General features: G+C 69.7%; 6 protein-coding genes, 1 tRNA gene and 1 rRNA gene. 7 read left to right on the top strand and 1 reads right to left on the bottom strand.

Features of this window, described 5'->3' with window-relative positions:
- The 3 genes from rrf to ACFY01_RS10430 form a co-directional block, all read left to right on the top strand.
- Positions 1–95 (top strand): 5S ribosomal RNA (gene rrf / locus ACFY01_RS10420); the annotation flags it as partial.
- A 113-nt stretch (positions 96–208) separates the two neighbouring features.
- Positions 209–871, top strand: a complete 663-nt coding sequence (locus ACFY01_RS10425; RefSeq protein WP_390735744.1) for a DegT/DnrJ/EryC1/StrS family aminotransferase — start codon at positions 209–211, stop codon at positions 869–871.
- Between the two features lie 96 nt (positions 872–967).
- A tRNA-Thr gene (locus ACFY01_RS10430) sits at positions 968–1043 on the top strand.
- Positions 1044–1096: 53 nt separating this feature from the next.
- On the opposite strand, the gene ACFY01_RS10435 is transcribed toward ACFY01_RS10430, so the two are convergent.
- Complete coding sequence (locus ACFY01_RS10435) at positions 1097–3853, bottom strand: SpoIIE family protein phosphatase (RefSeq protein WP_390735286.1); 2757 nt, start codon at positions 3851–3853, stop codon at positions 1097–1099.
- 377 nt (positions 3854–4230) lie between these two features.
- Here ACFY01_RS10435 and ACFY01_RS10440 point away from each other — a divergent pair, with 377 nt between their 5' ends.
- From ACFY01_RS10440 to ACFY01_RS10455, 4 genes are all read left to right on the top strand, one after another.
- Entirely contained in the window at positions 4231–9693 is a 5463-nt protein-coding gene (locus ACFY01_RS10440) for a HAMP domain-containing protein (protein WP_390735287.1), read from the top strand.
- A 338-nt stretch (positions 9694–10031) separates the two neighbouring features.
- Positions 10032–10715, top strand: coding sequence for a response regulator (locus ACFY01_RS10445; RefSeq protein ID WP_132850775.1), 684 nt, complete (start codon positions 10032–10034; stop codon positions 10713–10715).
- 124 nt (positions 10716–10839) lie between these two features.
- On the top strand, positions 10840–13608 hold the full coding sequence (locus ACFY01_RS10450) for a DNA translocase FtsK (protein ID WP_390735288.1): 2769 nt from the start codon (positions 10840–10842) through the stop codon (positions 13606–13608).
- Positions 13609–13901: 293 nt separating this feature from the next.
- Positions 13902–14744 (top strand): helix-turn-helix domain-containing protein, encoded by an 843-nt coding sequence (locus tag ACFY01_RS10455; RefSeq protein ID WP_390735289.1) that lies wholly within the window; start codon positions 13902–13904, stop codon positions 14742–14744.
- The last annotated feature ends 5 nt before the right edge of the window (positions 14745–14749 follow it).

The raw sequence follows: 14749 nt of genomic DNA on the forward strand, positions 1-14749 counted from the left end.
AAACGCCCGGTTACATTCCGAACCCGGAAGCTAAGCCTCACAGCGCCGATGGTACTGCAGGGGGGACCCTGTGGGAGAGTAGGACACCGCCGAACAAATATTGATGGGTTGGTCCCCGAACTTCGGTTCGGGGACCAACCCTTTTTTGTTATGCGTTACTTGAAGTTCACGTTCCGCAACCAGCATCCATGTCATGGGTACTGCTGCAATGCTCAGGGCCGCCGGCGTCGGAGTCGGTGACGAGGTCGTCGTGCCGGCCTTCGGGAACGTGGAGGTCGCCGAGGCCGTGACCCTGGCCGGTGCGCTTCCGGTGTTCGCCGACATAGATCCGGCGACGTACTGCCTCGACGCCGAGGCCGTCGAGGCCGCCGTAACTCCTCGTACCGCGGCGGTCGTTGCCGTGCACCGCTTCGGACGCCGGGCGGACATCGCCCGGTTGCACGCGGTCGGTCAGCGGAACGGACTGCTGGTGCTGGAGCAGGGTGAGTCCGAGGCGCCGTACGACGAGGTCGCCCAGCGCAGGGAGCGGGCGGCCTATCTCGACGCCAAGCTCAGGGGCGTGCGTACGCCCGACGGCGGTGACGGACACACCTACCAGCAGTACGTGGTGCGGGTGCCGGGCAACGGGCGGCCGGACCGGGATGCCTTCGCCAGGGCGATACGGGCCAAGGGGATCGAGTGCCGGGTGCCCGTCAAGACGCCGGTGCACCGGCTGCCGGAGTTCCGGCGCTGCGTGGCCCTGCCGGAGACCGAGCGGGCGGCGGACGAGACGCTCGCGCTGCCCGTGGACGCGTCGCTGACGAGGCGGGAGATGCAGCGGATCGTGTCCGCGTGCAATGCCCTCGGAGGGCTGCTCCAGCCAGCTTTCTGAGTGGGTGGTGAGCGTGCGCTGAACGAGTTTGGGAACCCGGGTCTGTTCGGGGTATGATCTATTCCGTTGCCGCGAGGGAAACCTCAAAGGCGACAGGCCCCTATAGCTCAGTCGGCAGAGCGTCTCCATGGTAAGGAGAAGGTCAACGGTTCGATTCCGTTTGGGGGCTCCAGCAGAAGGATCTGAGAAAGACCCCGCCCATTCGGGCGGGGTCTTTTTCGTTTCCTACTCCGGCTGGATACCCGGTACGCGCATCGCCAGGATGGCCATGTCGTCGGACGGGGCGTCGGACGCGAAGCGCTCCACCGCGCGCATGATCCTGGCGGCCACCGCGCCCGCCGTGAGGCCCGTGCAGGTCGTGAGGACCTCCGCGAGGCCGTCGTCGCCCAGCATGCGGGTGCCCTCACGGCGCTCCGTGACGCCGTCCGTGACACACAGCAGGACGTCCCCCGGGTCCAGGACGACCGTCTCCTCGTACAGCTCCAGCTCCTCGATGACGCCGAGGAGCGGCTGGGGCTCGGCCGCCGCCTCCACAGTGCCGTCCTGGCGCAGGCGCAGGGGGAGCGGGTGGCCGGCGCACACCACCTTGAGCTCGGCGCTGCCGTCCTCCCGCGGCCGCAACTCGCCGTACAGCAGCGTCAGGAAGCGGCTGCGGGCGCCCTCGTCGAGGATGGCGGAGTTCAGGCGTTCGAGGACCGCGGGGCCACTCAGCCCCTCGCGTGCCAGCAGGCGCAGCGCGTGCCGGGCCAGGCCGGTGACCGCGGCGGCGTTCGGGCCCGTACCGCAGACGTCCCCGATGGCGAAGCCGTACGCGCCGTCGCTGATCGGGAAGACGTCGTAGAAGTCGCCGCCGACCTCGTTGCCCTCGCCGGCCGCGCGGTAGATGACCTCGACCTCGACGCCGTTGATCTGTGGCTGTCCGGGGGGCAGGAGGCTGCGCTGGAGGGCCTGGCTGATGGCCGTGCGCTCCGAGTACAGGCGGGCGTTGTCCAGGGCCAGGGCGGCCCTGCGGGACAGGTCCTCGGCCAGTTCCAGGATCTCCTGGCGGAAGTGCTCGTCGGTGGGTTTGCCCAGCGTCAGCATGCCGATCACACGGTTGCGGGCGACGAGAGGCAGGACGACCGTCTCGCCGCCGACGGCGTAGGCCGTGGCGAGCGTGGGTCCGATGCCCGAGGACACCGGATAGGTGGGCCCGCCGGTCAGGCCGAGGCTGCGCATCGAGGAGCGCAGCGCCGCCTGGTGGGCCACCTCGCCGGGGGCCGACCAGACGCGGGCGCCCGGCGTCGGTACCGGGTCGGGCGGGGGGACCTTCGACAGCAGGGACTTGATGCCGTCGATGAGCTCCTCGTCCTCGTGCAGCACGTACGACAGGTACGGCTCGGAGGCCTGGTCGGCGATGGTGTAGACGGCGCACCAGGTGGCGAGGGTCGGCACCGTCATCTGCGCCATCAGGGCGAGGGTCTGGTCGCGGTCGAGGGTGCCGGCGAGCAGGTCGGAGGCCTCGACGAGGAAGCTGAGCGAACCGCGGCGCAGGCGTTCGAGCTCGCCCAGGCGGGCCGACTCTACGGCCAGGGCGATCCGGTCGGCGGCGAACTGGAGGCGCAGCGCCTCCTCGTTGGAGTATCTGCCCGGGGCCTCCGCCGCGACGCCGAGGGACCCGGTGAGGCGGCCCTCGACCTTCAGCGGCACGGTGACGACCGAGCGCATGCCCGTGTCGTTGAGGAGGGGTACGGCGCCGGGGACCGCGGTGAGGTCGTCGTGGACGGCGGGCATGCGGGCCGAGCCGTAGCGGCCGGGGCCCGCCTCGACGGGTACGCGGGCGAAGCGCTGGCGGGCGGAGGGCAGGCCGGTGGAGGCGCGGACCTCCAGCTCCGTCTCGTCGTCGGTCGCGAGCAGCAGGAAGGCCGCGTCTCCGTCGAGCATGTCGCGGGCGCGTTCGACGGTGCGCTGGAGGAGGCCGTCGAGGTCGTCCGGCGCCGGGGAGCCGATGAACACCTCGAAGGGGTCGGTGTTCTGGCCGTCGGCGGCCGGGGCCGGGTCGGAGGACGTCAGGCGCATCGGTGTCTGGAGGACGGCGCGTTCATGGTCCCGTACCAGGAGGCAGACCGTGGAGGGCTCCCCGGCGGTGTCGCGGACCCGGAGGTGGGAGGCGTACACCGGGGTCACCCGGCCGTCGGCGCCGCGGATGCCGTAGCTGCCCTCCCAGCGGGAGAGCTGGAGTGCCTCGGCGATTCCGGTGCCGGTGCCCGGGGTGTGCGGCCAGGCCGCGAAGTCGGTCAGGGGCCTGCCGGTGACCTGGCCGGCGGTGTGGCCGAAGAGTTCCTCGGCGTCCTCGTTCCAGGCCGAGATGGAGCCCTTGCGGTCGATCTGGACGACCGCGACGCGGACCCGGCCGTCGGCCAGCGGGAGGAGGTCGGCGGGCAGGGGCGGTCCGGCGGCGCGGGTGCCGACCGGGCGTTCGGGCAGGTCGAGTTGGAACCAGACGTTCTTGTGGGTGGGCGTGTAGTCCACGCCCCAGCGGGCGGCCAGGGCCGCGCACAGCTGGAGTCCGCGGCCGCCCTCGCGGTCGGGGCTGCCCATGGTGGCGGCCGAGCCCTGGAGGGGCACCTCGCGCTCGGGATACCGGTCGGCGACCTCGATGCGCACGCCGTCCTCGGTGCGCAGGCACAGGACGTCGGCGGCGGTACCCGCGTGGACGACCGCGTTGGTGACCAGTTCGCTGGTGAGGACCACCGCGTCGTCCACGATGTCGGCGAAACCCCAGCCCTGGAGGCTGTCACGGACGAACGATCGGGCGGTCGCGACCGATCGTCCGACGGGCTCGAAGCTGGCGGCCGCGCGCGCGGTGATCACAGAACTCCTCGACCGGTTGTCGACGTGCAGGGATCCGGTGCCGTCCGGCTCGCGGCGCTGATGCGGCATCCGCGTGCCCGTCGCCCGGGGGTCCGGGGGCTGTCCCCCCGGGATCAGTCCGGTGGTCATGGTCTGCGGCCGCCCCTCCGATGCCCGCTCGTTCTCGTGCCACCGCCCAGGCCGGACGGACCGGTGCGGCTGGACAGCCGCATGCAAGGTTACTTACCTTCGCGGTCCGTGAGGATGCCGGTCGGCGGTGATTACGCCCCCAGAGTGTGCGGACGATGTGCGAAGCTGCCGAACTGTTATGGCCTGGTTCGGCAGGGGTGAAACACTGGGCAAGCTTCTGGTGAAGGTCCGGTCAGGCTGAGTGCGTTCCGTGTACGGAGGGCAGCAGCCCCTGGTGCGAGCGGATCTCTTCTGGCAGAAATACGCACGAGTAACCGGTAGCCGAACAGAAGTACCCGAGCACAGCAGTAACGGTCGATCCCTGCGGGAGGGACACAGTGGAGTCTGGCGCAGCGACGCGGAGCACGAACACGCGCGCGAAGGGCGGACCGTCCCAGAGCAGGCGGCGGGGCGGGACCACCCAGGTGGACACCGCCGCCCTGGACCGGCTGCTGGTGGCTCTGGTGGCCATGCGGGACGGTAATTTCCGCAAGCGGCTCACGGTGTCCGGGGACGGCGTGATGTCGGAGATCGCGGCCGTGTTCAACGAGGTGGCCGACCGGAATCTGCACCTCACGGGTGAACTGTCGCGAGTGCGGCGTGTGGTCGGACGTGAGGGAAAACTCACGGAACGGCTGGAGACCGGCGCCTGCGAGGGGTCCTGGGCGTCGGCCATCGACGCCTCGAACGCGCTCGTCGACGATCTCGTGCGGCCGGTCTCCGAGGTCGGCCGGGTGCTGTCCGCGGTGGCGGAGGGCGATCTGTCGCCGCGCATGGAGCTCAGGACGCAGGCGCAGGACGGGACCGGGCATCCGCTGCGGGGCGAGTTCCTGAAGGTCGGGCGGACCGTCAACAACCTGGTCGACCAGCTGTCGACGTTCACCGACGAGGTCACGCGCGTGGCCAGCGAGGTGGGCACCGAGGGCAAGCTGGGCGGTCAGGCCCGGGTGCGCGGCATGTCGGGTTCGTGGAAGGACCTGACGGAGTCCGTCAACACCATGGCGAACCGGCTCACCGCCCAGGTGCGTGACATCGCGCTGGTGACCACGGCGGTCGCGCGGGGTGACCTGTCACGCAAGGTCACCGTGCATGTGGCCGGTGAGATGCTGGAGCTGAAGAACACCGTCAACACGATGGTGGAACAGCTGTCCTCGTTCTCCTCCGAGGTGACCCGTGTCGCCCGCGAGGTCGGCACGGAGGGCATCCTGGGCGGGCAGGCGCAGGTGCCCGGGGTCGCCGGGGTGTGGAAGGAGCTCACCGACTCCGTCAACACCATGGCGGGCAACCTCACCGCCCAGGTGCGCGGGATCTCCCAGGTCACCACGGCCGTGGCCAACGGTGACCTGTCGCAGAAGGTGACCGTTCCGGCGCGTGGCGAGGTCGCGCAGCTCGCCGAGACCATCAACCAGATGACCGAGACGCTGCGGATCTTCGCCGACGAGGTCACCCGGGTGGCCAACGAGGTCGGCGCCGAGGGGCAGCTCGGCGGGCAGGCGAACGTGCCGGGCGCGGCGGGCACCTGGAAGGACCTGACTGACTCCGTCAACACCGTGTTCCGGAATCTGACCACACAGGTGAGGGACATCGCCGCGGTGACGACGGCGGTGGCCAGCGGTGACCTCTCGCAGAAGGTCACCGTGGACGTGGCCGGCGAGATGCTGGAGCTGAAGAACACCGTCAACGGGATGGTCGACCAGCTGTCGGCGTTCGGTGCCGAGGTCACCCGCGTGGCGCGGGAGGTGGGTGTCGAGGGTGAGCTGGGCGGTCAGGCGCAGGTGCCGGGGGCGGCCGGTACGTGGAAGGACCTGACGGACTCCGTCAACACGGCGTTCCGCAACCTCACCGGTCAGGTGCGCAACATCGCCCAGGTGACGACGGCGGTGGCCAACGGTGACCTGTCCCAGAAGGTCACGGTGGACGTCTCCGGTGAGATGCTCCAGCTGAAGAACACCGTCAACACGATGGTGGACCAGCTGTCGAGCTTCGCCGACCAGGTGACGCGGATGGCGCGGGACGTGGGCACGGAGGGCCGCCTGGGCGGTCAGGCGCGTGTGGACGGCGTCTCCGGTACGTGGAAGGAGTTGACGGACTCCGTCAACTTCATGGCCGGCAACCTCACCTCGCAGGTGCGGCAGATCGCCCAGGTGACGACGGCGGTGGCCCGGGGTGACCTGTCGCAGAAGATCGACGTCGACGCGCGCGGGGAGATCCTCGAGCTGAAGAACACCATCAACACGATGGTCGACCAGCTCTCCGCCTTCGCCGACCAGGTCACGAAGGTGGCCCGCGAGGTCGGTACGGACGGCCGCCTCGGCGGTCAGGCACAGGTGCCCGGCGTGGCCGGTGTGTGGCGTGATCTGACCGACTCGGTGAACGGCATGGCCGGCAACCTCACCGCCCAGGTGCGCAACATCGCGCAGGTCGCGACCGCGGTGGCCCGGGGTGACCTGTCGCAGAAGATCACCGTGGACGCGCGCGGGGAGATCCTCGAGCTGAAGAACACCCTGAACACGATGGTCGACCAGCTGTCGTCGTTCGCCCAGGAGGTCACGCGCGTCGCGCGCGAGGTGGGCACCGAGGGCATGCTCGGTGGTCAGGCGGAGGTCCAGGGGGTCGCGGGAACCTGGAAGGACCTCACGCAGTCCGTGAACTTCATGGCGAACAACCTGACCATCCAGGTCCGCAACATCGCCGAGGTCACCACGGCGGTCGCCAAGGGCGACCTGTCGAAGAAGATCACTGTTGACGCCAAGGGCGAGATCCTCGAGCTCGTCACGACGGTCAACACGATGGTCGACCAGCTGTCCAGCTTCGCCGAGCAGGTGACCCGGGTGGCCCGCGAAGTGGGTACGGAGGGCATTCTGGGCGGGCAGGCGCGGGTGCCGGGGGTCACGGGCATCTGGAAGGACCTCAGCGACAACGTCAACCTGATGGCCAACAACCTGACCATGCAGGTGCGGAACATCTCCCAGGTGTCGGCCGCGGTCGCCAACGGCGACCTGACCCGGCAGGTCACGATCGAGGCGAGCGGCGAGGTGGCGCAGCTCGCCGACACGATCAACACGATGGTCAAGACGCTGAGCTCGTTCGCCGACCAGGTCACCAAGGTGGCCCGCGAGGTGGGCACGGACGGCATCCTCGGCGGCCAGGCGCGCGTGCCGGGTGTGGCCGGTACGTGGAAGGACCTGACCGAGTCGGTGAACGGGATGGCGTCCAACCTGACCGGTCAGGTGCGCAACATCGCCATGGTCACCACGGCCATCGCCAAGGGTGACTTGACGAAGAAGATCGACATTGACGCCCGCGGTGAGATCCTTGAGCTCAAGACGACGATCAACACCATGGTTGACCAGCTGTCCAGCTTCGCCGAGGAGGTCACCCGGGTGGCCCGCGAGGTGGGCACCGAGGGCCAGCTCGGCGGTCAGGCGCGTGTGCGTGACGTCGACGGCACCTGGCGGGACCTGACGGAGTCCGTGAACGAGATGGCCGGGAACCTGACCCGGCAGGTGCGTGCCATCGCGCGCGTGGCGACCGCGGTGACCCGCGGTGACCTGAACCTGAAGATCGACGTCGACGCCTCCGGCGAGATCCAGGAGCTTCAGGACTACATCAACAAGATGATCGCCAACCTGCGCGACACCACGATCGCCAACAAGGAGCAGGACTGGCTCAAGGGCAACCTGGCCCGTATCTCCGCGCTGATGCAGGGCCGCCGCGACCTGGAGGACGTGGCCTCGCTGATCATGAGCGAGCTGACACCGGTGGTCTCCGCGCAACACGGCGCGTTCTTCCTGGCGATGCCGCTCGTCGACGGCAAGGACATGAGCGCCGAGAGCGAGGACGCGTACGAGCTGCGGATGCTCGGTTCGTACGGTTACTCGATGGGCTCCATGCCGACGTCGTTCCGGCCGGGTGAGGCGCTGATCGGAACGGCCGCCCAGGAGCGGCGCACGATCATCGTGGAGAACGCCCCCAGCGGCTACCTGAAGATCTCCTCGGGGCTCGGTGAGGCCCCGCCCGCACAGGTGGTCGTGCTCCCGGTGCTGTTCGAGAACACGGTCCTCGGCGTCATCGAGCTGGCGTCCTTCACGCCGTTCACGCAGATCCAGAAGGACTTCCTCAACCAGATCGCCGAAATGATCGCGACCAGCGTCAACACCATCTCCGTCAACACCAAGACGGAGGTGCTGCTGCGGCAGTCGCAGGAGCTGACCGAGCAACTCAGGCTGCGGTCGGAGGAATTGGAACAGCGGCAGAAGGCGCTCCAGGCCTCCAACGCCGAACTGGAGGAGAAGGCCGAGCTGCTGGCCCAGCAGAACCGCGACATCGAGGTGAAGAACACCGAGATCGAGGAGGCGCGGCAGGTCCTGGAGGAGCGTGCCGAGCAGCTCGCGGTCTCCATGCGCTACAAGAGCGAGTTCCTGGCCAACATGTCGCACGAGCTGCGCACGCCGCTGAACTCGTTGCTGATCCTGGCGAAGCTGCTCGCCGACAACGCCGAGGGCAACCTCTCCCCGAAGCAGGTCGAGTTCGCCGAGACGATCCACGGGGCGGGTTCCGACCTGCTCCAGCTGATCAACGACATCCTCGACCTGTCGAAGGTCGAGGCGGGCAAGATGGACGTCTCCCCGACGCGTATCGCGCTGGTCCAGCTCGTGGACTACGTGGAGGCCACCTTCCGGCCGCTGACCGCCGAGAAGGGCCTCGACCTGTCCGTGCGGGTCTCGCCGGAGCTGCCCGCCACGCTGCACACGGACGAGCAGCGGCTGCTCCAGGTGCTGCGGAACCTGCTGTCCAACGCGGTGAAGTTCACCGACTCCGGCTCGGTCGAGCTGGTGATCCGGCCGGCCGGATCGGACGTGCCGGTGCGCATCCGGGAGCAGCTGCTGGAGGCCGGGTCGCTGACCGACGCGGGCGCGCCGCTGATCGCGTTCTCCGTGACCGACACCGGCATCGGCATCGCCGCCAGCAAGATGCGGGTGATCTTCGAGGCGTTCAAGCAGGCGGACGGCACCACCAGCCGCAAGTACGGCGGTACGGGCCTCGGGCTGTCGATCTCGAGGGAGATCGCCCAGCTGCTCGGCGGTGAGATCCACGCGCAGAGCGAGCCGGGGCGCGGCTCGACGTTCACGCTGTATTTGCCGCTGCACCCCAGTGAACTGCCGCCGCAGGGCTACCAGCAGTCCCTGCCCGCGCTGGAGGCGGGTGACCTGGTCGCCGCCTCGGAGGCCCACTCCACCGAGCTGTCCCCCGTGGAGATCGAGACGCCCGCCGAGGTGAAGTCGTACCAGGAGACCCAGAACGGCGCCGCCGCGCTCTTCCGGCGCCGTCGCCGGGGAGCTCCGCCGAACGAGCAGCGCGCCGAACACTGGCCGGCCGCCGAGCAGCAGGAGCCGGCGCACCCGTCGCACCAGCCGGTGCGGTTCGGCGGGGAGAAGGTGCTGATCGTCGACGACGACATCCGCAACGTCTTCGCGCTCACCAGCGTCCTGGAGCAGCACGGCCTGTCCGTGCTGTACGCGGAGAACGGCCGCGAGGGCATCGAGGTCCTGGAGCAGCACGACGACGTGGCGGTCGTGCTGATGGACATCATGATGCCCGAGATGGACGGGTACGCGACCACCACGGCGATCCGCCGGATGCCTCAGTTCGCCGGGCTGCCGATCGTGGCGCTGACCGCCAAGGCGATGAAGGGCGACCGGGAGAAGGCGATCGAGTCGGGCGCTTCCGACTATGTGACGAAGCCGGTCGACCCCGATCACCTGCTGGCGGTGATGAAGCAGTGGATGCGCGCGGTGTGAGCGCCGGGTGAGCCTCGCATGAGCGACGCATGAGCGACGCATGAGCGCTGAGTGACCGTGTCGGCGGGCCCGGGTGAAAGTCGGGTGAAGGTGCCGGGAAGCAGCGATGCGTGTGCGAAGTTGTTGACGCAGGGTGGCCGCGGAGGTGTGGAAGTGCGGGAATCGGGGAACCTTCTGGTCTCTCGCCGCGTTTCTGCTATGTGCACAGTGACATCGCGGTGACAGGGTGTGGCGACAGGCGGGGTGCGGCTACCATGACCGGCACAAGGACGGGCGGCGAAAGGGAGTCGTCCCCTGGGGCGGCGCCCGGTGTACCGCCGGGGCGAGGAGGGCGGGCCATGGTGCAGAAGGCCAAGATCCTCCTGGTCGATGACCGGCCGGAGAATCTGCTGGCGCTGGAGGCCATCCTCTCTGCGCTCGATCAGACACTGGTGCGGGCATCCTCCGGGGAGGAAGCGCTCAAAGCACTACTCACGGACGATTTCGCGGTCATTCTGCTGGACGTCCAGATGCCGGGAATGGACGGTTTCGAAACCGCGGCGCACATCAAGCGGCGGGAACGGACCCGGGACATCCCGATCATCTTCCTCACCGCCATCAACCACGGCCCGCACCACACCTTCCGGGGCTACGCGGCGGGCGCGGTGGACTACATCTCCAAACCGTTCGACCCCTGGGTGCTGCGTGCGAAGGTCTCCGTCTTCGTCGAGCTGTACATGAAGAACTGCCAGCTGCGGGAGCAGGCGGCGCTGCTGCGGCTCCAGTTGGAGGGCGGCAACGGCAAGGGCGCGGTCGGCGGTGGCAAGGAGTCGGCGGGACTCCTCGCCGAGCTGTCCGCCCGGCTCGCGGCGGTCGAGGAGCAGGCCGAGGCCCTGTCCAAGCAGCTTGACGACGAGTCGGCGGACGCGGCCGCGGTGGCCACCGCGGCCCATCTCGAACGCAAACTCACGGGGTTGCGCCGCGCACTGGACGCCCTGGAGCCGGGCACGGGCGGCGGCGCGTCGATGCCGTCGCAGAACTGACGCCCGCGGCGGCCGTACTTGTGTATGAGCGGGCGTCAGCTCCGCGCACTCCCAAGGACGACACGAACGGGTGAAGCGCCGGGCACGCGTGTCCGCCGTCCTCTGCACCGGTAATCTCACCTCCATGGCCTCACGTCCCTCCGCAGCCAAGAAGCAGCCCGCCAAGAAGGCGGCCGCTGCGGCGAAGGCTCCGGCGAAGAAGGCCGCCGCGAAGAAGGCCCCGGCGAAGAAGGCGCCCGCCAAGAAGGCCGCGGCGAGGAAGGCCGCGCCCGCGCCCAAACCCGCCCCCAGCCCCACCGGGGGCGTCTACCGGCTGGTGCGCGCCCTCTGGCTGGGCCTGGCGCACGCCGTCGGTGCCGTCTTCCGCGGCATAGGACAGGGCGCGAGGAACCTCGACCCGGCCCACCGCAAGGACGGCGTCGCCCTGCTGCTGCTCGGAATCGCGCTGATCGTCGCCGCCGGCACCTGGGCGGACCTGCGTGGCCCCGTCGGGGACCTCGTGGAGATCCTGGTGACCGGCGCCTTCGGCCGCCTCGACCTGCTGGTGCCGATACTGCTCGCGGTCATCGCCGTGCGGTTCATCCGGCACCCCGAGAAGCCGGAGGCCAACGGCCGGATCGTCATCGGTCTGTCCGCGCTCGTCATCGGCGTGCTCGGCCAAGTCCACATCGCCTGCGGCTCGCCCGCCCGCAGCGACGGCATGCAGGCGATAAGGGACGCCGGCGGCCTCATCGGCTGGGGCGCGGCGACGCCGCTGACCTACGCCATGACCGACGTCCTGGCCGTACCGCTGCTCGTGCTGCTGACGATCTTCGGGCTGCTCGTGGTCACCGCCACCCCGGTCAACGCCATCCCGCAGCGGCTGCGCGCGCTCGGCGTACGCCTGGGGCTCCTGCCCGGCCCCGTCGACGACGGGTTCGACGAGTTCACCGACGACGACCATCGGTACGAGGACCAGTGGCGCGAGTCGCTGCCCGCGCGCCCCCGAAGGCGCCGGAGCGCCCCCGAGGCCTACGACCCCGACGGCGCCGAGCAGGAGGCGCTCGCCAAGCGCCGGAGCCGCCCCAGGCGCTCGGCGGTGCCGCAGCCCGCCATGGACCGGCACATGGACGCCGTGGACATCGCCGCGGCGGCCGCGGCCGACCTCGACGGCGCGGTCCTGCACGGTATGCCGCCCTCGCGGATCGTCGCCGACCTCACCCAGGGCGTCAGCGTGGGCGACCGCGAGGACACGACGCCGACGCCCGTTCCGTCCCCCGCGCCGGCTCCGGAGCAGGCCGCGCCGCCCGTCCCGGCCCCGGCCGGGCGGCCCAAGCAGGAGAAGCTCAGGTCCGGCCCGGTCCCCGACCTCACCAAGGCGGCACCCGAGCAGCCCAGGGACCTGCCGTCGCGCGCCGAGCAGCTCCAGCTCTCCGGCGACATCACCTACGCGCTGCCCTCCCTCGACCTGCTCACCCGCGGCGGCCCAGGCAAGGCGCGCAGCGCCGCCAACGACGCGATCGTCGCCTCGCTCACCACCGTCTTCACCGAGTTCAAGGTCGACGCGGCCGTCACCGGCTTCACCCGCGGCCCGACGGTCACCCGCTACGAGGTCGAGCTCGGCCCCGCCGTGAAGGTCGAGCGGATCACCGCACTGACCAAGAACATCGCGTACGCCGTGGCCAGCCCCGACGTACGGATCATCAGCCCGATCCCCGGCAAGTCCGCGGTCGGCATCGAGATCCCCAACACCGACCGGGAGATGGTCAACCTCGGCGACGTACTGCGCCTCGCGGAGTCCGCGGAGGACGACGACCCGATGCTGGTCGCCTTCGGCAAGGACGTCGAGGGCGGCTACGTCATGCACTCGCTGGCGAAGATGCCGCACATGCTGGTCGCCGGCGCCACCGGCTCCGGCAAGTCGTCCTGCATCAACTGCCTGATCACCTCGGTCATGATGCGGGCGACCCCCGAGGACGTCCGGATGATCCTGGTCGACCCCAAGCGGGTGGAGCTGACCGCCTACGAGGGCATCCCGCACCTGATCACGCCGATCATCACCAACCCCAAGCGGGCCGCCGAGGCGCTCCAGTGGGTCGTGCGCGAGATGGACCTGCGCTACGACGACCTGGCGGCCTACGGCTACCGGCACATCGACGACTTCAACCGCGCCGTGCGCGAGGGGAAGGCCAAGCCGCCGGAGGGCAGCGAGCGGGAGCTCCAGCCGTACCCGTACCTGCTGGTGATCGTCGACGAGCTGGCCGACCTGATGATGGTCGCGCCGCGCGACGTCGAGGACGCGATCGTGCGCATCACGCAGCTCGCGCGCGCGGCCGGTATCCATCTGGTGCTCGCCACGCAGCGCCCGTCGGTCGACGTCGTCACCGGCCTGATCAAGGCGAACGTGCCCTCCCGGCTCGCCTTCGCCACCTCCTCGCTCGCCGACTCCCGGGTCATCCTCGACCAGCCGGGTGCCGAGAAACTGATCGGCAAGGGCGACGGGCTGTTCCTGCCGATGGGAGCGAACAAGCCGACCCGTATGCAGGGCGCGTTCGTGACCGAGGACGAGGTCGCCGCCGTCGTCCAGCACTGCAAGGACCAGATGGCGCCCGTCTTCCGGGACGACGTCACCGTCGGCACCAAACAGAAGAAGGAGATCGACGAGGACATCGGCGACGACCTCGACCTGCTGTGCCAGGCCGCCGAACTGGTGGTCTCCACGCAGTTCGGGTCCACGTCCATGCTCCAGCGCAAGCTGCGCGTCGGCTTCGCCAAGGCCGGCCGGCTCATGGACCTCATGGAGTCGCGCAGCATCGTGGGACCGAGCGAGGGGTCCAAAGCTCGTGACGTTCTTGTGAAACCCGATGACCTGGACGGCGTGCTCGCGGTGATACGCGGGGAGTCTGAGGGGTAGGGATTGCTCCCAGAGGGACACGGGCCGTCCGGCGGCCGGGATGGATCCGGACGGTGGCTCCGTCGTGATCCACCCGTTAGAGAGCGGCGGGCAACCGTTTCCCCTTGTCGCACGTCAAGTTGAGCGAGAGGACAGGTGCGGGCCCGATTCCGGGGTTCATGCCTGGCCCGTTGTCGGTATGTCGGGCCATACCGATGGCGTACAAAGCCCAACCGCCCGGTTGCCCCACCCTTTTGCACCCCCCCTAGACTGAACCTCCAGCACAGGTGGCTACACGCTCGAAAGGCGCCCCCGTGTCCATCGGCAACTCTCCTGAAGACGAGCGTCCGTTCCCCGACGTCTCCGAGGAAGCCCGTACCTCCATCGGCCGTACGCTGCGGCAGGCGCGCATCGCCGCCGGGCTCACCGTCGAGAACGTCAGCAGCGCCACCCGAGTCCGTATCGCCATCGTGCACGCCATCGAGGCGGACAACTTCGCACCCTGCGGCGGTGACGTGTACGCCCGCGGGCACATCCGGACCCTGGCCAGGGCCGTGCGCCTCGACCCCGCCCCGTTGCTGGCCCAGTTCGACGCCGAGCACGGTGGGCGCCCCGCCCCGACGCCGGCCGCCCCGCTGTTCGAGGCGGAACGTATCCGCCCCGAGCGGCGCGGGCCGAACTGGACCGCCGCCATGGTCGCCGCGATCGTCGCGGTGATCGGCTTCGTCGGGTTCACGCTCGTCAAGGGCGGCGACTCCGGCAACGACGCGAAGGCTCAGGTCGCCGAGGGGGCCACGCCCACGACCAGCAAGGCCGCCTCGCCCACGCCCAAGAAGGACAAGTCGGCCGGTCAGAAGGTCGACCCGTCCGACAGCGCCATCGCGGCCGCGCCCCAGGACAAGGTGACCGTCCGGGTCAGCGCCGCGGACGGGCGCAGCTGGATCTCGGCCAAGGACCACAACGGCCGCATGCTGTTCGACGGGCTCCTGGACAAGGGCGAGTCCAAGACCTTCCAGGACAACACGAAGATCAACCTCATCCTGGGTGACGCCGGCGCCATACAGCTCTACGTCAACGGCAAGAAGATCGAGGACGACTTCCAGCCGGGGGCCGTGGAACGGCTGACGTACACCAAGGGCGACCCCGAGGTCGGCTAGCGACC

The organism is Streptomyces sp. NPDC001480 (genome assembly GCF_042894725.1).
Lineage (GTDB): Bacteria > Actinomycetota > Actinomycetes > Streptomycetales > Streptomycetaceae > Streptomyces.

Coding starts and splice junctions, on each gene's coding strand:
- ACFY01_RS10425 (WP_390735744.1), top strand. CDS start 209: ATGCTCAGGGCCGCCGGCGTCGGAGTCGGTGACGAGGTCGTCGTGCCG.
- ACFY01_RS10450 (WP_390735288.1), top strand. CDS start 10,840: ATGGCCTCACGTCCCTCCGCAGCCAAGAAGCAGCCCGCCAAGAAGGCG.
- ACFY01_RS10445 (WP_132850775.1), top strand. CDS start 10,032: ATGGTGCAGAAGGCCAAGATCCTCCTGGTCGATGACCGGCCGGAGAAT.
- ACFY01_RS10435 (WP_390735286.1), bottom strand. CDS start 3,853: ATGACCACCGGACTGATCCCGGGGGGACAGCCCCCGGACCCCCGGGCG.